Here is a 26,818-nt window from a genome sequence, read left to right on the forward strand (position 1 = left end):
CTGTTGTGCCAGTCACTTTTCACAGTGCTAAAAATACTTAGCTCTGAGGTAGTAGAATGACAAGTGCTCGCCTCAATGTATTAAGCCTGGCTGTGGCCGTTGCAATCAGCTCTTCCATCATTGCCAGCCAGGCACTGGGTGATCGCAGGCTGCTAATAAAGTCTGTCGATATTCTGGACAGTGTACACGTAGAGTATACCCAGAGCGAGGTCATGGTTCAGCCAACCTTAGGTGATGACCGACAACCCATACCCAAATCCTTCACAACCACCTACACTTATCTGACTCAAACCAGAGCAGGCTACGAGGTTCCTTCTCAAGGCTTCACGGACGTCCTTTCTGGCATCGAGGGAGGTGTTTCCAGTGTTGATCTGTTTGAAACAGACGAGAATGACGTTGCCCGCAAATACACCAAAGTCCTCAAGGTAGGTAATGAGGGGGTCTTCAGGTTTACCCATAACCTTGCCAAAAAGGAACTGGTCATTGAAGTCAGAAACGAAATGACCGATCAGAATTTAATTGAAGCTATTTTAACTCAATCAGGCGACACCCAACCATTAGAACCCTTAACAAAAGTTGCCAGCCCCGAACTACTAACCGCAGTACTGAAAGGCGTCAGTGGAAGTATAGGAAACCTTGGCGAAGTTGATAATTACGTTGCCCTTGCCACTATTGAAGTAGACGAAGTTAAAGTTGACGGGCGTACCTTCATGCGTCTTATCGCAACCGACGATCAGCCCCCGGATCTGCAACGCCTGGGTCAATCGCTCTTTGTCAATGATGAAGCTCTTTTCGCAGCCGCCACATCTGCCTATACCCAGGTTCATCTTCTGGGGAAGGATTTACAACAGGAAGCCCTGAATGATCTGTTGTCCTACCATAAACCCATCGGCTACGTTGTATACATTGAGGATGACTCACAGGCTTATCCTGTGCCCGCTGGTTATCCAAAGCTGGAAGTGAAACAGGCTCCGGGGGAAGCTATTGTTTTCCATAGTCAGAAGCAGAATCCGACTGACATCGCTTTTGTGGAAAGCCTCTATAACCTCCTTCAAAAAGACATCACTGACAACAGCATTCCTCCGGCAACAGCTCAGGTAGAAAAAGATAAGGTCAAAAGTTACCAGTACGTCATTCGAAGCAGGCAAATGGCATTGCTGGAGGAGATAGCTGTTCAGCTCAATAGTGAGCCTGGCAGAGCAAAACTGATTACGCTTGCATACTATGAATCTCTCCAGCAGGCATTAAGCAGTGCTACTCCGGAAAAAACAGATAACTTTGAATTCGCATCAGGACACATCAGATTGGCTTCGTCAATGGTCACGCCAACCTGGATGCACAGTCAACTCGTAAAACACTTCGGTTTCAAACCCGCCATTAAAAATTTTCTGACCAGTCAGCTCTTTATTCAGAATATTCAGGAAGTAACAACCATTATAAGCCGTATCAACGAAGTGCAGGCCGATGTCTTTGAAGACAACAGAAAGTTTGCTTCCAAAGTCACAGACGACATGGCCAGACAGCTGAATAAGATAGAAAGCGAGCTGGAAGAGCAGCAGCAGGTAAAAGAAGTCAGACTCATCCAGCTTGAAAAGGAGTTAATGCTCATAAGGAACAGAGTCTCTGATGATGTAAAGAGTAAAGTCAGACTTCTTCAACGCAGGAAACAAGTTGAGGATGAGTTTTTAGAGGTTCGTAACCTGATGAGAGGACTGCAAAACCAGTCACAGAAACTTCAGCAGGAAGTCAGAGGAATTCCAAAGCTGGAACAACGCGTACGTGATACCAGAGCAGATATCGCAGCTGTCAGAGCAAATGCCAAAAAAGCATTCAACGCTGAACTGGCAGACGATCTTGGTATTGATGACTGGGATACTAGCAAGCCACTCAAAGAACAAGTCAGACTGATCAGAAAAAAAATTGATGAAGTCTTCAGGCTGACGGCCTCAATGGATCCGCCTGTGGGAGATTCTCCCAAAGAAATACTGGCGGCCCTGGAATTACGGCTTGGTATTTTTCTGGTCACTGAAAAGGATCCGGCTGCCCACTTTGAGTTCATTCAAAGACAATTTCATAAATACGCAGAACAGAACCATGAGGTGCTCCTTGAGAAAATGGGTATCGTTGAAAGAGTGCTGGGTCTGGCTCCGAAAAACAATGATGACCTGATAGGCCGTCAATATGCCATTTATCAGGCCATTGAGCAGTGCCTCAAGCAGTCGACAGTTCCGCTCGACCAGGAACATTCTTTTCCGCAACAGGGCGCCAGAACAGATGCTAAAAAAGAAGCTGAAATCAAAGCCTTCAATGCAGCCACTGCCAGACATTTAAACATTAAGGATTTTGATAGCAATGCAGACATTGACTCTCAACAAAAGCGGCTGTTTCACAGATTTAAGTCACTGAATGCTGCATTAAAGCGTCTTGATGAAATGAATGTTGAACAAGATCAACTGTTTAACAGATTTCAATCAATGAATGCTGCAATCGACGAATATCTGGAAAAGCTGCTTTGGAGTATTCGGAAACCCGATACCAAATACAGTTCGCAAGAAGATGACGTCAAAGTCAAGCAAGATGCTGTGGCAAAAGATTTACCCGTTCCAATGGATGAAGAAAGCACAATAGAACAACGCGACACGCTGATAGAAGGAATACATGGCCGTTCCTACAGTCCTACAAATTCTAAAGAACAACTGGACGACACCAGGAGACCGCCCCCTTCCAAAGCCAGGCCTGAAGTCATCAGAGAGCTGGGAGCTTTAAAAATGGCTTTGCAGAAGCGCCTCGGTGAAGAAAAAGATTTGTATTTCCATAGCATGGTCATTTCTGAAGACATCAAGAAATACATCAGAGAAGCCAGAAAGCATTCAGAGGAAGAAGCCCTGATCGTACTGGAAAACCTGGAAAGTTTATTCAACATCAAAATCAATGAAGGGGATGACAAAGCAGTAAGACTTCAAAGGCTTCGTACAAGGCTTGATGATGGTGGTGATATCACGCCCTATGAGCTGGACGAGATGGACAAGATCCTGTTTTGGGAAGCTGACAGCACTGCTCAGGAGGATCCGGCAGAGAGGGATATCAGACTCGGCAGGTTTCGTGAGCGTCTTACCTTTAAAGTCGAAGAATCGCAGCAACGAGCCAGAGAAAAACAGGCAGAATATCTTGCCACTGTGGAGGATGAGCTAAATATCGATCCTTATGAAAACCCTGCCGCTAAAGAAAGAGGCAGAACTTTGACAACTAAACTGGCCAGTATTCTAGAGGTAAAGTTTGCTGCAGGTGCCAGCCTGTCTGACCATCAGTATGATCTGAGACGCAGAATTAAGGTAGTACGGAATAAAGTAAACACAGCCGTTAAAGATAAAAATGATGAATCTATCAAGAGAGTCTATAACCATAGAATTGCTCATCGACTTAACATTGAAGACTATCAGGATGATGCCACTATAGCCGACCAAAACAGTCTGATTGATGCAAAACTCCAACAGCTGGACAAAGACGTCATTGTAGCGGGCCAGCCTGATATTGGTGAACGTATCGCCGCCATTGAAGATGAGCTTGACAGGCGAATGGCTCCTCAGGGATCCAAGCCCCGATTCGTGCTTGATCGTTGTCTGGCTAAAGCCAGACGAGGACTGGAAGAAGCTGAAAGTGAACTGGCAGATGTTAATCGCAAACTGAATGCTATTGGTCACAAACAAGTCGTTTTTGTGAGTCGTGATGACGTTGAACCCATCTCGGATGAAGACGACAGAGCTTTCAATCAGGCCATGAAACAAATTCAGACCGAACTGGGTCTGCCTGTGGGTGATGAGCAAACCCCTGAAGAACGAGTAGACGACATCAGACATTTCATGGGGGAGCAAGGTGCAGATAGACGAGATGAAATCGTTGAGCAACTGGGAGCTGTCGCAAAAGCTCTGAACATCCGGATAAAAGGCGGCCCGGGATCACCGCTAAAAGCTGACTACATTATTGCCATTTCCGCCTCTGCAGAGGCTCATGATTGGGACGAAATCAATGCAGCCGATGAAGCATTGGGTGAACTGTCTTTAACCAGGAAAAAATATTCTCAGGCCAAAGAATTCCTCCATGAGCATGACAGAAAAGCTAAGGACGCAGCATTTGCATTGTTGCAAAAAATTAGTGCACAAGAGAATCTGGATCTTAAAAAGGAGGGGATTAACCGTTTCGGAGACGCAGATCAAAAGGCTAAAACCGGACTTGAAAACAAAATGGCACTGCCGAAGACAGCCCCGGAACAAAAAAGTGACACTGAACCAGAAACATTGAAAACCCCGGAGGCTCATGAGGCAGAGATTAAAGCCACTGAAGATGCCCAGGGTCCTGAACCAGACTTTACTGAGAACAGAAAACGGGTTAATGCCCTGAGAAACAAACCTCAGGTCAGGGAATTCCTGGATAAGCATGACCGAGAAAGTATGGACGCGGCATTAGCAGAATTTCAAAAGAGTATTGCGTTGAAGAATCCGGATCATAGTAGAGAGGAGACTGAGAACGAAATTGAACCGCTGAATGCAGTCCTGAAGAAGAAAAGTGACGCTGCAGCAAAAGCTTTGGAAGTTCTGGAGGCTCATGAAGCGGATATTAAAACCACTGAAGAAGCCGTGGGTCTCAAACCAGGCACCAGTGACATCAGAAAAAGGGTTAATGCCCTTAGAATCAAAAGGGTAGAACTGGGTGGTAATGATGGTCATGGCTGCAAGATTCAGCAACTGATTCAGGAAAAGGCCCGTCTGACATTTGAGAGAGAAGCCTGGAAAGCAGACATTAAGAAAATGACGGAAAACCTGAAGACTGCTCAGGAAGCCGTCGATAATTATCGCGCTCCCTTCCAACACACGCCGAGACAAGTAAAAGTTTTGGACGCTATCCTCGAATTCATGCAGCAGCACCCTCTCAAAAAACAAGCCCTGGAGGCTGCATTTGGCCTGACAGAAGCAGCAATAGAGTACGGAACACCTTTCCTTACAACTTTCCATTTTGACGATGAATTTGCACCCATTCGCTTACAGGCATTGGTCGGAGACAGACTGACGTTTGAGCAGGCCAGTCAGATTGTGGAAGTCTTCAGGATTTTGCAGAGGGACTTCCCGGTAAGCCTTTACAAGCCTCTGGAAAATCAGCCTGTGGATGCGCTGGAAGAACTCGAGTATCTGGTTTTCAGAGCCAGGAATGAGATGGAAACAGGGGCTCAACATTACGACGATGTCATTAAACGCATAGGCTCAACAGGCATTCAACACTTCGGGTACGAAACAGAGAATTTGAAAGGCTTCTCGGAATACTTCGCCAGCCATTCGGTCAGTGGTAACAAGATCATAGCTCTGCTACGGGAGGGTCTGATCAGCAAGGTTGAACTTGAGAACTATATGAAGATCAGCAGAAGTATTGATGGTTATCTGACAGGGAACGAATTTGAACACTTCATTGGCTGTAGACAAGGCGTCCATGTGCATCAGTTTAAAATGGTTGTCCGGATGCTGTCCGACAAGGGTGTTGAGGAATTTATGAAAAGTGCCTTTACACCTGTGCCCACGATCGCAACTGGTCCGGTAGCGATGAAAGAGTCTGTTGCCGGCATGAAAGAGTATGCCACCGCTGTCGTCGCCAACTACATACTTGATGATATTGCCTTTGAAAATGGCCGCAGGACGGCAGCCTATCTGGCCAATATTCAGGATACCCTGACACCTTACGTCAATGCTGCTGACCTGTTTGAGTCAGACCTGATAAAGATTATCCATAGCGTATTGATGCAGGCTCACGCCGCTGCGGTTGAGTACCAGCTAATGGATTACTGGGTCAAACCTTCAGCCTCTCTGGTACAAGCTGTCACCTGGTACTACACCAGCTACAAACCACTACTGGCAGTGACTGGGGCCTGGAAAGCTGCCAAAGCGTCCTTGTTAAGCACGGTGGATCTCTACATTCTGGATCTCACTAACAGGGGTGATTACACGCACAGAATGATCATACCTTTTCAGCACTGGTTGGAACACTACGGTATTGATCTTGACCGAACCGGCCAATATGCCTACCACGGCGGAGTTGAAAAAGTCTCTGAAGTGCTCGGCGGGCTGTACATGCCGTATGGCAGGACTGCTTCTTCAGTCATACTGTTGACAATCGGCTCCAGGTTGTTCACCAGACAGTGCCATGCCAACCCGCATATGTATCGCAGTATTTCCCGTCTGGTGCCCGAAATAGTGAAATCCATAGGTTCCGGACAGGGGGTTCAGGTACCCCTGCTGCACAGGGTAACACCACAAACAGTGAAAACGCTGGCCTCCGCCACAGCCGGTCTGGTTCTGGGCCCGGTTTCCACTGTTGGAGCATACGCTCATGGTCTTATATTCGGAATTACCTACGTTCAAGCGTTAGGAATTGCACTGGCGTCGAGTCTCACTTTCGACTTCTTTATGAACGACAACAAGATGCTCACTCAATGGCTGGGTGGACCCTTGGGCCGAGGTCTCGACAAGATTAATCGCTGGCGGGGCGTGGGTGAAACGCACGATGAATATTTGCAACGTACGGCTGTTGCCTCTCCTCAACGCTTCACTGAAACCGATGAAGAATACGCAAACCGTGTTAAAGCAAACAACACGATGTTCGGCTGGACTCGACATGAAAATTATCTGCAGTTTCGTGAACGCCGTGATCGCACCATGAAACTGTTTGAGAATGGCTGGGAGAAATACTTCAGGGAAAATGTGCCTAAATGGTCGTTTTCCCATGCAGAAAGTATTCCTTACTCCTACACTCTGGGCACCTTCTACAATTGGCAACAGGGCGATGACAAGAAGGCGCCTGTTCATGGTAAGAGAAACGCATCTCAATAAAGCTTTATATCGACCACCTCAGGCGAGCTCGAAACTGATGACAAGTGGGGCAAGCAGGAAAAGTCGCATAAGCGGAAAAGTCCTGTTGAATTAATCAGGCAACAGGCAACGACCTGCAATGACCGCTAAGACGCTAACGTCAAGTGTCACCTTTCCTTCTGAGCCCGACTTCTGAGCCAGCAAAGTCTGAAGCCAATCAAACAAGCGATTAAAAGCCGCTTCCTCATTGGTTGTGGCAATTTGTGGCAATCGATTTTCACAGTACTGAAAATACTTAGCTCTGAGGTGGTAGAATGACAAATGCTCGCCCCAATGCGCTGAGCCTTGCAGTGGCCGTTGCAATCAGCTCTTTCATTATTGCTACCCAGGCACTGGCCGATCGCAGGCTGCAGACAAAATCTGTCGATATTTCCGACAATAAACATGTAGAGTTTACCCACAGCGAGGTCAGGATTCAGCCAACTTTAGGTGATGACCAGCAACCCATACCCAAATCCTTCACAACTACCTACCCTGATCAGACTCAGGCCAGAGCAGGCTATAACGTTCCTTCTGAAGGTTTCACGGACGTTCTTTCTGGCATCGAGGGTGGTGTTTCCAGTGTTGATCAGTTTGAAACAGGTGACAATGACGTTGCTCAGAAATACACCAAAGTTCTGAAGGTTGGTAATGAGGGGATCTTCAGGTTTACCCATAACCTTGCAGAAAAGGAACTGATCATTGAAGTCAGAGACAGGATGACATCCCGGAATTCAATCAGGGCTGTTCGCGCTCAATTGGCCGACACCGAACGTTTAGAACCTCTGACAAAAATTGCCGACCCCGAACAACTGGCCGGAGTATTGAAAGCCGCCAGTGAAAGAGCAGGAAGCCTTGGCGCAGCGGATAAGTACACTGTTCTTGCCTCCATTAAAGTAGACGACGTTGAAGTGAACCGGCGCACCTTCATGCGTCTCGTCGCTTCAGGCGATCAGCCTCCTGAACTGCAGCGGCTGGATAAATCGCTCTATATCAATGATGAGGTTCTTTTAGCCGCAGCCACCTCAGCCTATACCCAGGTTTATGTTCTGGGAGAGATTTTACAACAGGAAGCTCTGAATGAACTTTTGGCATACCAGAAACCTGTCGGATATGTTGTACACGCTGAGGATGAAACAGAGGCTTATTATGTGCCTGATGGTCATCCAAGACTGGAAGTGACACAGACTCCGGGGGAGATTATTGTTTTCCGGGGTCAGAAGCAGAATCCGACCGATATTGCTTTTGTACAAGGCCTCTTAAACCTGAGAGAGGAAGATATCGCTGATACCCCCGCTCCAGCAGTCAGGGTAAAGGTTAAAAAAGACAGGCTCAAAAGCTATCAGTACATCATCCGAAGCAGGCAGATGGCAATGCTTGAGGAGTTTGCTACGGATCTGGCTGCCTATTTCGGTGTTGAATTTAAAGAAAATAAACTGTTGATGCTTGCACGCTATGAAGCGCTTCAGCAGGCATTGACCAGTGCTAATCCCGATAATGCAGATGAATTTGAATTCACACCAGCACATATCAAAGTCGCTTCCTCGGTCATGACGCCAATCTGGATACAGGTGCAACTCGAAAAGCACTTCAACTTCAAACCGTTACTGAGAGATCTTCTGACCAGCGAGCAATTTGTTCAACAAGTTCAGAAAGTTATACCCGTTGCAACGGAATTGTCTGCCGATACTTTTGGAGACGACGCCAGGTTTGCTACCCGAGTCTTTGGCGACATGACCAGACAGCTGCTTGAGATGGAAGACAAGCTGGAGGGGCTGAGTTTAAAAGCAGGCAAACTCGGCGAGCTTAAAAACTTCTTACAGTATTTAAGTGAAATAGCCAATATCAGCGTAGCGAAAAAGCAGAGAGCACAAGAACTCAAGAGGCTAATTGACGAGCAGCTGGAATGGCTTTTTCAAGATTGGAAACACGTGAAAAAATGGGTCGATAAACTTCGCCAGGAAGCCGATCAAATCCCGGAGCTGGAACAACAAGTTCGTGTCGCCAGAGCGAAAGCCACAAAATTTCGCAACTCTCAACTGGCAGCAGAACTTGGCATTGATGACTGGGATGATACCCAGCCCGACAATGAGCAAGAGAGACTCATCATAGAGAGGATTGATGAAATCATCAGAGCAGTTGCCTCAACAGCTGCCGTAACAGAAAAGTCTAAGGAAAAGACAGTTAAAACAAAACTCGCGGCTATTGAGGATCTGCTGGGTCTGGATCCGGATAACCAGGATGATCTGGAAGCTCGTCATCAGGCCATTAATCAGCAACTTGAGCAACGGGTAGCTCAGGCAGGTCATCAAGTTTTTCAGCATCAACAACTGGAAAACCGATTATGGTTAAAGGATCTTCAGGAAGAAGTCAGTCGAATTCCAGCGCTGCAAAAAGAATTTCGTGACTCAATACTGACAGAAAGAGAAGATTACAACACTCAAATGGCAAAAGAGCTTGGTATTGAGAACTGGGATAATACTGAACCACCAGAAGAGCAAGCCAGACTCATCAGACAGAAAATTAATGAAATCAGCCGACCTGTTGCGACAACAGATGCCCCGACAGAACAGCCTCGGGGAGACGCTGTAAAAGCAAAACTGGCAGCCATTGAAAACGAGCTTGAGATTAATCCAGCCAGTGAAAACGATCTGGATGCCCGCTACCATTTTATTCAAGAGCACCTGCAAGAAAAGTTAGAACTCACTGATAAGGCAATCGACAACAGACTGGCTACCATTGAAGATCAGCTCGGACTGATCCCGAATAACGACAATGAGCCGGAAGTCCGTTGCCAGACCATTCAAAAACAATTGAAGCAGAAGCTGAAGCTGGCTCAGGTCGATAAGGAACTTCTTCAGAGCACCGGAACATATACTGAAGAACTGACTGCAGTCAAAGCCCGCTATTTAACCATTGCTGCGCAACTAAACATTGAGGATTTTGACGGCAATGCCGAAATTTTTGCGCAGCAGGATCGTCTGCTTATGAAACTACAGACCATCAATGTTCATCAAAAACACAGGCTTAAGAAACTTGAGGCAATCAATGTTCAGGACGGGATGAAAGAAGCTTCCCTCAAGGTCAGGGAAAATGCTCTGGCGAACATTCTCGGTGTAGAGATGAATGAAGAGCGCACATTAGAGGATCGAAGCGCCCTGATAGATGCAGCCTATAGCAAGGTTATCGAGTTTGCAGATTTGCAAGAAAAACTGAAAGACATCAGAACTCCGGGGCACCCCAGAGCCAAACCGGAAGTCCTCCGGAAACTGGGTGCTGTAGAAAAAGCTCTGAAGATGAAAGACCTCAATGAAGAGGACGATGTCTACCACCGTCGTCAGGCTATTGCTGATGACATGCAGACATACATCAAAGAAGCTGCCCAGCGGGCAGAGGAAGAGGCTCTGGAAATACTGGAAACAATGGAGGAAATACTCAACATCAAAGTCAATGAAGATGATGACAAAGCAGCAAGGCTTTGCAACGTGCGCTTAAAACTTGACGGCGAAGATGTTTCAGAAGACCTGCTGGATCAGATACATAATGCCCTCGGAGTAGAAGTCAGAACACTACTGGATGAGAAGGCTATGAAACTCGATTGGCTTCGAGTGCGTCTTGACTATAAAGTCGAGAGTTGGGAGGAGCGAGCCAGAGATCAACAGACAAAATGGCTTAAAGCAATAGAGGAAAAGTTGAACATCAAACCGGATGAAAACGCTTTTGCCAAAGAAAGAGACGAGGTATTGGTTTTTAGACTGGCCAGGGATCTGGAGGTGGAATTAGAAAAAGATACCAACCTGTCTGACCAGAAGGATGTTCTGAAAGCCAGAATTTACGCATTATTGGATGAAGTAAACGAAGTCTATGAAGATGAAAGTGTCAGAAGAGACAGAAATAATGCAATGGCTCGTCAACTCAACGTTGAAGACTATAAGGACGATGCCAGCATCGACGAACAGAACAGTCTGATTGAGCAAAAACTGTACCAGCTGGATGTCGAAGTTAAAAAAACGGCTGAGCCTGATGTCGATGAGCGTATCGCCGCCATTGATGATGAGCTTGACAGGCTAATGGCAGGCCTGGGACCTAAACCCCGATACGTTCTTGATCGTGAACTGGCCACCGTCAGGCGAGCAATAAATGAAGCTGAAAGTGAACTGACAGATGATCATCGTAAACTGGCGACTCTGACTCCTCATCGCAAACCATGGTTGTCTGAGATTCACGACGATGTCCAGCCTGTCTCGAATGAGGACGGCAGGGCTCTCAATCAGGTAACGAAACGAACTCAGAGCAAATTGGTTCTGTATACAGATAATAAGAAAAACCTCGAAGAACGTTTAGACTACCTAACACGTTTAATTGAGATGATCGATGCCAAATTACAAGATCAGGCCATTGATACACTGGAAGCTGCCGCAAAAGATCTGAACATCCAGATAAAAGATGACTTCGGATCACTGAAAGCATCTGGTTATCTCATTAAAGTCTCCACAAGTTCTCATACGCCTGACGAAATCAATACCGTCGATGAGGCATTGGGGGAACTGCCTTTAACCAGGAAAAAGTACTCTCTGATCACGCAATTCCTGCGTGATTACGACAGGAAAATTATCGGTCTGGCCTCTGAACTGATTGGAGTGAATTCTGCACAAGAGAATCCGGATCCTGAAAAGCAGAAGACTACCGATTTTGGAAGCATTGATGAGAAGGCTGAAACCAGAAATAAGAACGAAATAGAGCAGCTGATTCCCACCCCGAGGAAGAAAAGTGAATTTTTTTCAAGAGCGAAAAAAATTCTGTCGGAGAATGAAGAGGCTCTTGAGGTCACTGAAAAAGCCCTGGGCCTCAAGCCAGGTGCTTCTGACACCAGAGCACAACGGCTTATTGCCCTGATGAACAAACAGATAGAACTGGGCGGGATTGATGGTACTGGTGGCAAGATCCAGCAACTGATTCAGGAACAGGCTCGTCTGGAAGCCAAGATTGAAGCCGGGAAAGTAAACATTGAAAGAATGAAGGAAACTCTTAAGACTGCAGAAAACGCCGTCCAGAATGAGGGTGGCCCCTCTCAGTTTACACTGAAGCAGGAAAAAGCCCGCAAAGCTATGCTCCTGTTCATGCAGCAGCACTCTCTCAAGAAGCAGGCTCTGGAAGCCGCAATGGGTTTGGCAGAGTCTGCAGAAAGGAATGGTAAGTTAGTACCCTACCTTGCGACTTTTAATTTTGACGGTGAATTTGCACCGATTCGCTTGCGGGCTATGGTCGGAGACGACCTGACGTTTGATCAGGCCGGACGGATTGTGGAAATCTTCAGGAGTCTGAAGACTCAATCCCCGGCAACCCCACTGGAAGATCAGCCTCTAAGTGCCCTGGAAGAAGTCCAGCGTCTGATGGACAGTGCCAGAATGGAGTTGAAAAAAGGCACACAGCTATACGACGATGAAATCTTTGGCATGGGCTCAGCAGCCATTCATTACGTAGCGCATGAACCAGGGGACCAGAAAAGCTTCCCGGAATACTTCGCCAGCCATTCTGCCAGTGGTAACAAGCTCATCACTTTGCTCCGTGAAGGTTTGATCAGCAAGGTTGAACTTGAGAACTTTATGAAGGCCGTCAGAGGTGTCGATGGTTATGAGGTAGAGGGTGAATTTGGACACTTTATTGCCTGCAGACACGGTGCCGACATTCTTCACTTCTGCAAGGTTGTCAGGATGCTGTCCGACAAGGGTGCTGAGGAGTTTATGCAGAGTGCCTTTATTCCTGTGACCGTGACTGCCCCTAGCCCGGCAGGTATGAAGGAGTCTGTTGCCGGTATGAAAGATTATGCAGCGGCTGTCATCGCCAACTACGTGCTTGACGATATTGCCTTTGAAAATGGCCGCAGGACAGCAGCATTTCTGGCCAATACTCAGGATACCCTGACACCTTACGCCAATGCTGCCGGACTATCGGAATCAGAACTGATCAAGGCTATTCATGACACATTGATGCAGGCTCATGCTGCAGCGGTTGAGCGCCAGCTAAAGGATTACTGGGTTAAGCCTTCAGCCTTTCTGGTACAGGCTGTCACCTGGTACTACTCCAGCTACAAACCTCTACTGGTGTTGGCTGACGCCTGGCAGGCTGCAGTACTATCGCTCACAAACATGTCTTTCCTCTATCTCCTGGACCTGACCAACAGGGGTGATTACACGCACAGGATGCTGACACCTTTCCAGCACTGGATGGAGCGCTACCGTGTTGATCTTGACCGAACTGGCCAATATTTCCGGCACACTGAACTTGAAAAACTCTCTGAACTGGGCGGGCTTGCAATGCCGCTGGGTAAGGCTGCTTCTTCAGTCATTCTGCTCAGAACCGGCTCCATGTTGTTTGCCAGACAGCACCATGCCAACCCCCGGATGTATCGCAGCATTTCCCGTCTGGTACCCGAAATAGTGAAATCCATGGGTTCCGGACAGGGGGTTCAGGTACCGCTGCTGCACAGGGTGACCCCACAAAAAGTGAAAACGCTTGCCTCTGCCGCAGCCGGTGTCGTATTAGGTCCGGTAGCCACAGTCGGATCATACGCCCACGGACTTCTATCTGGGTTCACCTATGCTCAAACCTTTGGATTCGCTCTGGCGTCAAGTCTCGCTTTTGATTTCTTCATGAACGACAACAAGATGCTCACTCATTGGCTGGGTGGACCTCTGGGGCGAAGTCTTGACAGGATTGATCGCTGGTGGGGCCTGGGTGAAACAGACGATGAGTATTTGCAACGCACCGCTGTTGCTTCGCCTCAGGGCTTCAGTGAGACCGATGAAGAATATGCAAGCCGTGTTAAAGCCAACAACACGATGTATGGCTGGACTCGACACGAAAATTACCTGCAGTTCCGTGAACGCCGTGATCGCACCATGAGACTATTTGAGAATGGCTGGGAGAAATACTTCCGGGAAAATGTACCTAAATGGTCGTTTTCCCATGCAGAAAGTATCCCTTACTCCTATACTCTTGGCGCCTTTTACCAATCGCAAAAGGGCGATGATCAGAAGTTTCACAATCATGATAAGAGAAATGCCCCTCAATCAGGCTTTTTACCTGCAACCTCGGCAGCATACAGTCTTGATTAAAAGCTGCTTGTCCGTCCAATCATTTTTCACAGCAATATTTTTCACAGCAATAAAAGCACCCTACTCTGAGGCAGCAGAATGACAAATGTCGGCCCCAATGCATTAAGCCTTGCAGTGGCCATTGCAATCAGTTCTTCTGTTATTGGAACAGAGGCACTCGCTGATCGCAGGCTACAGATAAAATCTGTCGATATTCAGGGCAATAAACATGTGGAGTTTATCCAGAGTGAGGTCATGGTTAAGCCAACTTTGGATCATGACCAGCAGCCAATAGCCAAATCCTTTACCACCACTTACCCTGATCAGACTCAAGTCAGAGCAGGCTATGACGTTCCTTCCGAAGGCTTCACAGACGTTCTTTCTGACATCCAGGGTGGCGTTTCAACTGTTGATCAGTTTGAAACAGACGACAATGACGTTGCTCAGAAGTACACCAAAATCCTGAAGGTGGGTAATGAGGGGATATTCAGGTTCACCCATAACCTTGAAGACAGCAAACTGGTCATTGAAGTCAGAGACGGAATGACCCGTCAGGATTCAATTGAGGCTGTTCGCACTCAACCAGGTGGTATCCGACCATTGGAACCGTTAACAAAAGTCGCCAGTCCCGAGCAACTGGCCGGGGTGCTGAAAGGCGCGCATGAAAGAGCGGGAAATCTTGGCGAAGCTGATCACTATGTCACCCTTGCCGCCCTTACAGTAGGTGAGATTGAATTGAACGGGCGCACTTTTATGCGTCTTATCGCTGCAGGCGATCAGCCTCCTGAACCGGAGCGTTTGGGTGAATCGCTCTTTGTCAATGATGAGGCGCTTTTCGCAGCAGCCACCTCTGCCTATACCCAGGTTTATCTTCTCGGAGAAGATTTACAACAGCGAGCTCTGGATAAGCTCTTCTACTACAATCAGCCTCTTGGCTATGTTGTCACTGTCGAGGATGACACTCAGGCTTATCCTGTGCCTTGGGGTTATCCAAAACTGGAACTGACTGAGGCTACGGGAAAGGTTATTGTTTTCCGTGGTCAGAAGCAGAATCCGACCGATCTCACTTTTGTGGAAAGCCTCTATGCCCCCTTGGATGGATTCGACCTTAATGATAATGACCACATTGCACAGTTTAAAAAAGGTAAGGTCAAAAGCTACCAATACGTCATTCGAAGCAGGCAGATGGAGCTGCTGGAGAAGTTTGCTGCTGATTTAGCTATACAGCACGATGCTGAACTTGAAGAGGATAAAATGGTATTGCTTGCGTACTATGAATCTGTTCAGCAGGTATTAACCATTGCTACTTCATACGGAACCGATGAATTTGAACTCAAAGTAGGACATGTCGGTGCTGCGTCATCGGCTATTGCGCCGGGCTGGATGTTGTTTCAACTCGAAAAACGCTTCAGTTTCAAACCCGCATTCAAGGATCTTCTGACGAGTCGACATTTTCTTCACAACGTTCAAAAAGGTACAGACTTTGTCAACAAACTGATGCAGCAATTTGCTATTGGAGAAGATACAACATTTGTTAAAAAAGTGATGGGTAATATGGCCCGTCAGCATCTTGAGTTAGAAAACACGCCGGAAGAGCGGCGGGCAAAAGAGGCCCAACTCGCCGAGCTGGACACGCTGAAAGAGCAGCTGGCAAAAACGGCCGAACTCAACGAGCAAAACAAAAAATCACTTCACGCAATGTCGGAAGCCGTTGAAAGAAGGGCTATTGCCATTGAACATAATGAGATAAAGCTCAGAGTAGAGGAGCTCGAACAGAGACTTGAGGATAATATTGAACTGCATTGTACCAAACTGAAAGATCTGAAAAATCAGAATCAGATGCTTCAGCAGGAAGTCGATCGAATTCCATACCTGAAACAAGAGGTGCTTGACGTTGCAGCAAAAACCATAAGGGCTCGCAACACAGAACTGGCAATAGAGCTTGGCATGGCTGACTGGGATGATACTCAGCCACCCGAAGAACAAACCAGACTCATCAAAAATAAAATCCATGAAAACAATCAGGCCAAAGCCGCGACATTTACTGCAAGTGGACAGCCTGATAAAGAAACTGTAAAAGCAAAACTGGCAGCCATTGAAAGCGAGCTCAGTATCACCCCGGTCGATGAAAACAATCTGGATGCCCGCTTTCAGTCTATTCAACAGCATATGCAACATCAGGCAACACTGGCCAATGAGAGAACCCGGCGCAGACTGGCTACCATTGAAGGTCAGCTCGGTCTGAGCCCGGATAACGACGCTGACCTTGAAGCCCGTCACTGGGCCATTCAGCAGCGCATTCGGCAGCAGGGATCGGAGGTGTTTCAACATCTTCAGCAACATTGCACCAGAACAGATACTGCAAAAGCAGCTGAAATCAAAACCCGCTTCGCAACCATTGCCGCACGTTTAGACATTCAGGATTTTGATAGCGATGCAGATATTGAGACTCAACAAGAATGCCTGCTCGAAAAAATCAAGACAATGAATGTCCAACCAGAACGCCTGCATCACAGTACTCAAACAATCAATAAACAACAGGACTCAGAGAATTCTTACACCAGGCCCGAAAAATCTGCTCTGGCAGCGCCCCCTGGCCAAGACCAGAGTGAGCTGAATGAAGTCATCACGACAGAAGAACTCAATGCTCTGAGGTCAACAATGCATTCCACGCTTCTCAGGAATGCAGCACTGGAAGAGCAACTGAAAGACATCATCACACCAGGCCAGTCCAGAGCCACGCCTGAAGTTCTTGAGACACTTCGTGCCGCAGAAAGAATTCTGCAGCAGAGTCACATCAATGAAAGGGAAGATATATATTACAATCGTCAGATCATTTCTGAAGACATACGTCGATACATCACTGAGGCCAGACAGCGGGAAGAGTCAGGGGCCTGGATCATATTGCAACTCCTGGAAGACAAACTCGGCATCGGTCACAGAGTCAGTGAAAGTGATAGCACAGAAGCAAAACTGGCAAGGGTTCGTACAAAACTTGATGGCGGTGATGTCTCAAATGACCAATTGGCTGACATAGACCAGCTTATCCGGATGGCAACTGACAGGCCAGATCTGGAGGGTGATCCGGTGCCAGTGGATGCCTTACTCTCCGATATTCGTGACTGTCTCAACTTATTGATCAACGAATCGGATCAGCGAGCCAGAAAACGACAGGCAAATCAGCTTATCGCTTTGGAAGACGCGCTAAATATCTCACCTCAACATCGGGATAAAGAAGTGTTCAAAGCGGGTCAGCCTGAGGTTAATGAGCGTATCGCAGCCATCGAGAATGAGCTTGACAGACAAATGGCTCGCCTGGGACCCAAGCCCCGATTCGTCCTTGATCGTGATGTCGCCTTGGCCAAACGAGAAATTAAAGGAGCTGAAAATGATCTGGCAGCTTTTCATCACAAACTGAATAAGCTTCGTGGCAAAAACCTGGTATTTGCGGGGAACCTTGCTGATCTCCAACATATCCCGGATACAGAAAACCTGGCTCTCAACCAGAGAATGAAAGCAGTTCAGATCGAGTTGGGTCTGGCTGCAAGTGACGAGCAAACCACTAAAGAGCGACTAAAAGACATCAGGCATTTCCTGCAGGAATGCAGTGCAGAAAAACGAGATGAAATCCTTGGGGAACTGAGAATCAAATCAGGTCTGGACATCCAGACAACAGGTGACCCCGGTTTAGAGGAAGCATCTGATTATTTGATTGCCACCGCATCCTGTGCAGATTCTCATGGTCAGAACGAAGACGATGAAGCCTTGGGTCAACTGCTTTATAACAGGAAAAGGTACACTCAGCTCACAGACTTCCTGCGTGAACACGACAGGAAAAGTGTGAAAGTGGCCGATGCAAAGAATGCACAAGAGTATCTGGAGCGTAAAAAATGCGAGGTTATCGATCCAGGAGACTTCGATGAGCAGGCTAAAGCCGAACGGGAAAACGAAATGGCCTGGCTGAATTTAGCCCTTGAGCAATCCAGTGATGCGGTATCAAAAGCAGAAACCGCTCTGACGGATTTTCATAAAGCGGTTCTTGAAACCACTGAAAAAGACGTGGGTCTTGAACCAGCCCCTGCTGACACCCTTGAACAAAGGCTTAATGCCCTGAGAAACAGAAAGGTAGAGTATGGAGGAAATGATGGTTATGGTGGCACTGTCCGACACCTGATTCAGGAACAGGCTGATCTGCAAGGCAAGATTGAATTAAGGAAAGCAGACATTGAGAGAATAAAAGGAGTCCTTAAGGCTGCAGAGCAAGCTGTCGACAGTGACTCTGGTCCCTTCCAGTACACGCCGAAACAGGTAAAAGTTTTGGACACTATCCGTAAATTCACGCAGCAGCACCCTCTCAAAAAACAGGCTCTGGAAGCCGCAATTGGCCTGGAAGAAGCGGCAAGAGAAAGCGGTAAGTTGACAGTGATGCTTTCGACTTTCAATTTTGACGATGATTTTGCAGCGATTCGCATGCAGGGAATGGTCGGAGACAAAATTACGTTTGCACAAGCCGGTCGGATTGTGCAAGCTTTAAAGAGCCTGAAGACCTTCCCGAAATCAACTCTCAAGCCTATTTCATTTCGACCTCAGAGTGCCATCGAACATGTCGAATCTCTGTCGTCTTGGGCCATCCATCAGAAAAAAACAGGGGCCCAACAATACGACGATGTCATTAGCGACATGGGCAAAGCGGCCATTCACTTCGTAGAGCATGAACCGGGGGACCTGAAAAGCTTCCCGGAATACTTCGCCAGCCATTCTGCCAGTGGTAACAAGATTATGACTTTGCTCCGTGAAGGTCTGATTAGCAAGGTTGAACTTGAGAGCTACATAAAGATCATCCGAATTGTAAAGATCGTCAAAGGAGGTGCCCCCGGTTATCCGGCACAGGGCGAACTTGATTATTATATGGGCCGCAAACACGGCGTCGACATGCACCACTTCTTTAGGGCCGTCAGGATGCTATCCGACAAAGGCGCTGAAGAGTTTATGCAAAGCGCCTTTATTCCCGTGACCGTGACTGCAACCGGCCCGGCAGGTATGAGAGAGTCTGTTGCCGGTATGAAGGAGTACGCAACAGCTGTTATCGCCAACTACGTGCTGGATGATATTGCCTTTGAAAATGGCCGCAGGACAGCAGCATTTCTGGCCAATATTCAGGATACCCTGACACCTTACGCCAATGCTGCCGGAATATTGGAATCAGAACTGATCAAGGTTACCCATGACACATTGATGAAAGCTCAGGCCACCGCAGTTGAGCTTCAGCTAAAGGATTACTGGGTCAAACCTTCAGCCTCTCTGGTACAGGCTGTCACCTGGTACTACATCAGCTACAAACCACTGCTGGCATCGACTAAGGCCTGGAATGCTGTCGAAGTGTCTTTGTCAGACACGCTGAGCCTCTACATTCTGGATCTCACCAACAGGGGGGATTACATGCACAGAATGATCATACCTTTTCAGCACTGGTTGGAATACTATGGTATTGATCTTGACCGAACCGGCCAATATGTCTACCACGGCGGAGTTGAACAAGTCTCTGAAATGCTCGGGCTGGCCATGCCCTTTGGCAGGACCGAATCTTCAGTCATACTGCTGGCAACCGGCGTTATGCTGTTTACCAGACAAAACCATGCTAACCCGCATATGTATCGCAGTATTACCCGTCTGGTGCCCGAAATAGTAAAATCCATGGGTTCCAGGCAAGGGGTTCAGGTACCTCTGCTGCACCGGGTGACACCTCAAAAAATAAAGACTCTGGCCTCGGCCACAGCTGGTCTGGTGCTGGGTCCGGTAGCCACTTTCGGAGCATACGTTCATAGCTTTTTATTCGGAATCACCTATGCACAAATCTTCGGATTCGTACTGGCGTCAAGCCTCACTTTCGACTTTTTTATGAACGACAACAAGATGCTCACTCAATGGCTGGGTGGACCTCTTGGACGTAGTCTTGACAAAATTAATCGCTGGTGCGGCCTGGGTGAAACGTACAATGAGTATTTGCAGCGTACCGCTATTGCCTCACCACAGGGCTTCAGTGAAACCGATGAAGAATATGCACGCCGTGTTAAAGGCAACAACACCATGTATGGCTGGATGCGGCACGAAAATTATCTGCAGTTCCGTGAACGCCGTGATCGCACCATGAAACTGTTTGAAAATGGCTGGGAGAAATACTTCCGGGAAAATGTACCTAAATGGTCGTTTTCTCATGCAGAAAGTATTCCTTACTTCTACACTCTCGGAGCCTTTTTCGAATCGCAAAAGAGCGATGATCAAAAATTTCACAATCATGATAAGAGAAACGCCCCTCAATCAGGCTTTCCACCAGCAGCCATGGACAATTGAAGCCATGGACAATTGACAGCCATGGGCACAAGTAACAGAACAGTGGCTTCCTCGCCTGATATGCACTTTTCACAGTAAAAAAAAAATACTCACTCAATGGCTGGCTGGACCCGGCACGAAAATTATCTGAAGTTCCCTAACTATAAAACTGTTTGCCAACGGCTGAGAGAAATACTTCAGGGAAAATGTGCCTGAATGGTCGTTCATCCATGCAGAAAGTATTCCTTGCTTCTACACTCTTGGAGCCTTCTGCGAATGGCGACAGGGTAATGAGAGAAACGCCCCCTCAATCAAACTTTCTACCCAGCGCTGAGGTATCCGGATGACAAATGCCCGCCCCCGTGCATTAACCCTTGCAGTGGCCATTGCCATCGGCTCTTCCATCATGGCAACACAGGCACTGGCGACACGCAGACTTCAGACAAAGTTTGTCGGTATTCAGGACAATGGACAAGTGCAGCTCTACCGGAGTAATGTCATAGTTAAACCAACTCTTGATGATAACCAGCAGCCAATACCTAAATCCTTTACCACCACCTACCCTGATATGTCTCATTTCAGTGACGACTATATCTTTCCTACTTTTATAGGCGTTCTTCCTGGCATCAACGAGGGCGTTTCCATTGTTGATCTGTTTGAAACAGATAAGAATAGCGTTGCTCAGAAATACACCAGAACCCTGAAGGTGGGTGATGAGGGCGTCTTCAGGTTCACCCATAACCTTGAAGAAGAAGAACTGGTCATTGAAGTCAGGGCCGGAATGACCGATCGGGATTCAGTTGCCGCTGTGCTTGAGCAAATGGAAGGCTTCGAATCACTGGAACCCTTAACAAAAACTGCCTCACCCTACATACTGGACGAAGTGCTCGTAGCTGCCGGAAACAGGGCAGGAAAACTCGGCACAAGTGATCATTATGTTGCCCTTGCCACCATTGAAGTAGACAAGGTTGCAGTGAATGGGCGCACCTTCATGCGTCTTGTCGCTGCAGGCGATTCCCCTCCTGATCTGCAGCGTCTGGGTCAGTCACTCTTTGTCAATGATGATGTTTTGCTGGCAGCCGCCACCTCTGCCTATTTTCAGGTTCATGTACTGGAACGGGATATACAACAGCAGGCTCTTAATGAACTGTTAGCACACAGCAAACCGGTCGGATATGTTGTGCACGTCGAAGATGACACGCGGGCTTACCCTGTACCTGTCGGCTATCCAAAGCTGGAAGTAACAGAAGCGCCGGGGGAGGTTATTGTGTTCAAGAGTTATTCACAGTATCCGACCAATGTCGCTTTTATAGAAACCCTCCTTAAATTCTGGCGAGAAGCTGATGGTAAAAACCTGCCTGATGCAATAAAAGCACAGGTTAAAAGCTATGAAACCAGATACTACCAGTACATCATTCGGAGCAGGCAGATGGCAGTGCTGGAGGAGATGGCTGCAAAATACGAACATCACGATGGTGAATTTAGCCGGTATCCAATGGCGATGCTTGCATACTATGAATATCTCCAGCAGGCATTAACCAGTGCTACTCCCGATAGTGCCTCTCAATTTGAATTCGCATTAGAACAGATCACAGCCGCTTCGTCTGTCATCACGTCATCCTGGTTGCATTTTCAACTCGAAAAACACTTCGGCTTCAAGCCCGTACTTAAAAATCTTCTGGCTGATCATCTCTCTTTTTGGACGTTAATACCTGTTGTCAATGTGATTAACAAAGAGCAGCTTGATATTCCAGGTGACGACCCGTTTGCTACCAAAGTCATTAGCGACATGGCCAGACAGCTGCCTGAAATGTACAACTTAATGGAGGAGCTACATATAAAAGAAGCCAAAATCCTGGAGATCAACAATGAGTTGCAGCATGCAGTGGATACGCAGGTTGCTGGAGTAAAGGAAAAATTCGAAGCACTGGAAATCAAGGTACGAATCAATGATGAGCTTGAAAAGCTCCGTTTCAAACTGGCATCCCTGAAAGACCAGGAACAGAAACTTCGGCAGGAAAGTAAACGACTTCCAGCTCTGGAACAACAATTTCATAATGCCAGAAATGTTTACAATTCTGAAAAAGCAGCAAAGCTTGGCATAGGTGACTGGGATGATTCCCTGCCACTAGAAGAGCAAACCAGACGCATCATAGAAAGAATTAATGACATCTTCGCAGCAGTTGTCGCAACAGAACCGCGTCAGCAAGAAACTGTAGAACCCAGTCTGGCGGCTGAAGCCGAAAAAATAGCGGCAACCAAAGCTCGCTTTGCAACCCTTGCCGAACATTTAAACATTCAGGATTTTGATGGCAATGCAGATATTGACGTTCAGCTGGAATGCCTGCTTGATAAAATCGAGACAATGGCTGCGCAACAAAAAAGCCTGCTGCAAATAGTTGAGACATTGAATGATCAATTGGATATAGAGAATTCTTACACCAGGGCCAGAAAAGCTGCTCTGGTAGCCGTTTCTGGTATTGAGCTGAGTGAAGACAGCACGCCAGAAGACCGGAAGACACTGGAATCAAGGGTAAACTTCGAGCTCCACAGGCTTGCAGAACTGGAAGCAGAACTGCAAGACATCATAACCCCTGGCCACCCCAGAGCCAGGCCTGAAGTACTCGAGACACTGAGATCCGTAGAAAATGTCCTTGAGATAAATGACGTTGATGAAAACGATGGTGAGTACCTCCGTCGTGATGCCATTTCTGAGAAAATTCAGACATACATTGCAGAAACCAGCCAGAGGGCAGAGCAACAAGCGCTGGTTGCTCTGAAAACCGCAGAAGAAATACTCAAGATCAATGTCAACGAAGCTGATGACAAAGCAATCCGACTTGAAAGGGTTTGTACAAAACTTGACAACAATGGTGTTTCGCAAGCCACTCTGGATACCATAGAGCAAACCCTCTGCAAAGAAGACATCACACCTGCCGACCAAAGGGATCTGCAACGCGAGAAGCTTCATCGGCGTCTTACTTTTCATGTCCAGGAGCCGGACAGGCAAGCCAGAAGACAACAGAAAAAGCTGCTTATAGCAATAGAAGAGAAACTGCAGGTCGACTCCGTTGTAAAAAATGAGGCTATAGAAAAGGGTAAAGCCTTCCTTGCCAGGCTGGCCAATGATCTGGGGGTGAAATATGAAAACGATGCTCACATGACTTACAACAAGTATCAAATTAGCGAAAAAATTATGGCATTAATGGACGAAGTTGACGAAGCCTATGTCCATGGGGATGTCAGAAGAAACAGAAACAATGAAATTGCTCATCAACTCAACATTGACGACTATAAAGATGACGCCACCATAGAAGACCAAAACGTTCTAATCAGTAAAAAACTGCAACAGCTGGATCAAAAAGTATACCAGGCAGGTTTTGCTGAGGTTAATGAGCATATCACGGCCATTGAGAATGAGCTTGACAGGCAAATGGCCCGGCTGGGACCAAAACCCCGACACGTTCTTGATCGTGCGGTAGCCAGAGCCGAGCAAGCAGTAGAAAAAGCTAAAAGTGAGCTGGGGTCTGCTTATCAAAAACGGGATGCTATTGATGTCACACAGCTTTTGCTTAGCTTGAACCCTGTTGTCCGCCAAGGAATCTTGGATGAAGAAAAAGAAGCTCTCAATCAGGCAATAAAACAACTTCAGGTCGAGTGGGGTCAGACTACAAGTGATGAGCAAACCCTTGAAGAGCGAGCAAAGGACTTCAAGCACTTCCTGTTAGAGCGAAAAAAAACCGTAAAACATTTCCTGCGGAGTTTCAAAGGAAGTCGAGATGAAATCGCTCAGAAAGTGAAAGCCAGAATAGATCATGAAACTCAGACAACAGATGACACCATTTTACTGAAACAAGCTTATTCCTCCATTCATTCTGACAGCAATTATAGAGACAGGATTATTCACAAAGCAATCGATGAAATCGATGAGGTATTTGATGAACAGAGTTTAATCAGGAAAAAGTACGATGATGTCACAGTATTCCTGAATGAGCACGACAGGAAAAGTATGGAATTGACCAATGCCCGGCTTGAAGAGGGGAATGCGCAGGAGGGTCTGGTTGCTAAAAGACAGGAGATTATCCATTCTGGAGACATGGATCCAGGTTCAGCCCTGAAGCAGAAAAGTGAAGCTGTATCAAAAGCAGAAGTCGCTCTAACGGATTATCATAAAACAGCTCTTGAAACCGTCGAAGAAGCCGTGGGTCTTAAACCAGACGCTACTGCACCCCTGGAACAACGGATTGATGCCCTGAGAAACAGACAGTTACAACTGGGCAGTGAAAACGTTATCAGCGGCAAGGTCTGGCAACTGATTCAGAAAAGGGCCTCCCTGAATGATGAAATTGCAACCAGGAAAGCAGACATTGAAAGAGCGAAGGCTTCCCTGGAGGCTGCCCGGAAAGCCGTCAAAAATCAAGGCGGTCCCTTCCAGTACACGCCGAAGCAGGCAAAAGTTCTGGACGCTATCCAGACATTCACGTGGCAACAACCTCTCAAACGACAAGCTCTGCAAGCCGCAATGGGTCTGGCAGTAATAAACGGTAAGACAATACCCCATCTTCCGGATTTCAATTTTGACGATGAATTGGCGCCCATTCACTTGCAGACACTGGTCGGAGACTTAACGTTTAAACAAGCCAGTCGGATTGTGGAAGTCTTCAAGGCCCTGAAGAGGGATTACCTGCCCTCCCCTTCCCAGCCTGCAGAAGATCAGCCTATGAATATTCTGGAAGAAGTCCAGAATCTGGTACACAGGGCCAAGCATGAGATGGAAACAGGAGCACCAGAATACGATGACGATATTTACGCCATCGGCTTAGCAAGCATTCACTTCGTCGAGCGTGAACCAGAAGACCTGAAAAGCAGCTTCTCGGAATACTTCGCTACCCATTCTGCCACCGGCAACAAGATCATAGCTCTGCTGCGTGAAGGTCTGATCAGTCAGGTTGAACTTGAGAACTACTTCAAGGCCATCAGGGGCGCCTATGGTTATCAGACAGTGGCAGAATTTGAGCACTTCCTTGGCTACAAGCACGGCGTCAATGTGCCTCACTTCAAAGATGCCGTCCAGATGCTGTCCGACACGGCTGCCAGGGAATTCATGCGGGATGCCTTTACGCCTGTGACAGCAACTGGCCCGGTGGCTATGAAAGCGTCGGTTGCCGACATGACAGAGTACGCTGCTGCAGTCATCGCCAACTATGTTCTTGACGATATTGCTTTTGACAATGGCAGCAGGACGGCAGCTTTCCTGACCAATGTTAAGGACACCCTGACACCTTACGCCAATGCTGCCGGAATATCTGAATCAGAACTGATCCGGGTTATTCATGGCACCTTGAAGCAGGCTCATGCTGCAGCGGTTGAACAGCAACTCAATGATTACTGGGTCAAACCTTCAGCCGCTCTGGTACAGGCTTTTACCTGGTACTTCTCGAGCTACAAACCACTACTGGTAGCCCATAACGCCTGGCAGGCTAACTTACTCTCCCTCTCAAACATGTCGTTACTCTATCTTCTGGATCTGACCAACAGGGGGGATTACCTGCACAGGATGCTGACACCTTTCCAGCACTGGTTGCAACACTACGGTATTGATCTTGACCGAACCTTCCAATATTCCGAACACAATGACATTGAACAAGTCTCTGAAGTCGCAGGGCTGACAATGCCATTGGGCAAGGCCGCTTCCTCAGTCATTCTGCTGAGAACCGGCTCTATGCTGTTTGCCAGACAGTACAACGCCAACCCCCTCATGTATCGCAGCCTTTCCCGTCTGGTACCCGAAATAGTGAAATCCATGGGCTCCGGACAAGGGTTTCAGGTGCCGCTGCTGAACAGGGTGACACCACAAAAAGTGAAAACTCTGGCCTCTGCCACAGCCGGTCTGGTGCTGGGTCCGGTAGCCACTGTCGGAGCATACGTTCACGGTCTGGTATCCGGGTTTACCTACGCTCAAACCTTCGGCTTCGCTCTGGCATCGAGTCTCACTTACGACTTTTTTATGAACGACAACAAGATGCTCACTCAATGGCTGGGTGGACCTCTGGGTCGTAGCCTTGACAGGATTAATCGCTGGCGAGGCGTCGGTGAAACGCAGGACGATTATGTGAAACGTACGGCCATTGCCACACCTCAGCGCTATGTTGAAACCGATGAAGAGTACGCAAGCCGAGTCAAGGCAAATAACACCATGCATGGCTGGACTCTGCACGAAAATTATCTGCAGTTCCGTGAACGCCGTGATCGCACCATGAAACTGTTTGAGAATGGCTGGGAGAAATACTTCAGGGAAAAAGTGCCTAAATGGTCATTTTCTCATGCAGAAAGTATTCCTTACTCCTACACTCTGGGTGCCTTCTATGAGCAGCAACAGGGCGATGATCAGAAAGTTCAGGGTCATGACAAGAGAAATGCTCCTCAATCAAGCTTTCCACTTGCCGCCCCGGCAGACCACCCTGATTGAAAGCTGCTTTCACTCCGGTTGTGGCAATCACT

General features: G+C 47.5%; 4 protein-coding genes. All 4 read left to right on the top strand.

The features are described from left to right. Window positions 1-56 precede the first annotated feature (56 nt). Window positions 57-6,872 (top strand): hypothetical protein, encoded by a 6,816-nt coding sequence (locus ACOJUN_RS25475; RefSeq protein ID WP_422134634.1) that lies wholly within the window; start codon window positions 57-59, stop codon window positions 6,870-6,872. A 293-nt stretch (window positions 6,873-7,165) separates the two neighbouring features. Continuing rightward, the gene (locus ACOJUN_RS25480) at window positions 7,166-14,008 is read left to right on the top strand and encodes a hypothetical protein (RefSeq protein ID WP_422134635.1); all 6,843 of its coding nucleotides are present in this window, start codon (window positions 7,166-7,168) and stop codon (window positions 14,006-14,008) included. 78 nt (window positions 14,009-14,086) lie between these two features. Continuing rightward, window positions 14,087-20,338 (top strand): hypothetical protein, encoded by a 6,252-nt coding sequence (locus ACOJUN_RS25485; RefSeq protein WP_422134636.1) that lies wholly within the window; start codon window positions 14,087-14,089, stop codon window positions 20,336-20,338. A gap of 322 nt (window positions 20,339-20,660) precedes the next feature. Beyond that, window positions 20,661-26,786: a hypothetical protein gene (locus tag ACOJUN_RS25490; protein WP_422134637.1), complete on the top strand. Its 6,126-nt coding sequence runs from the start codon at window positions 20,661-20,663 to the stop codon at window positions 26,784-26,786. The last annotated feature ends 32 nt before the right edge of the window (window positions 26,787-26,818 follow it).

It is taken from the genome of Endozoicomonas sp. ALD040, assembly GCF_049275945.1.
Classification (GTDB): Bacteria; Pseudomonadota; Gammaproteobacteria; order Pseudomonadales; family Endozoicomonadaceae; genus Endozoicomonas_A.

Bases quoted from the DNA above. Each gene is read 5' to 3' on its own strand.
- ACOJUN_RS25490 (WP_422134637.1), top strand. From the start codon at position 20,661: ATGACAAATGCCCGCCCCCGTGCATTAACCCTTGCAGTGGCCATTGCC.
- ACOJUN_RS25485 (WP_422134636.1), top strand. From the start codon at position 14,087: ATGACAAATGTCGGCCCCAATGCATTAAGCCTTGCAGTGGCCATTGCA.
- ACOJUN_RS25475 (WP_422134634.1), top strand. From the start codon at position 57: ATGACAAGTGCTCGCCTCAATGTATTAAGCCTGGCTGTGGCCGTTGCA.
- ACOJUN_RS25480 (WP_422134635.1), top strand. From the start codon at position 7,166: ATGACAAATGCTCGCCCCAATGCGCTGAGCCTTGCAGTGGCCGTTGCA.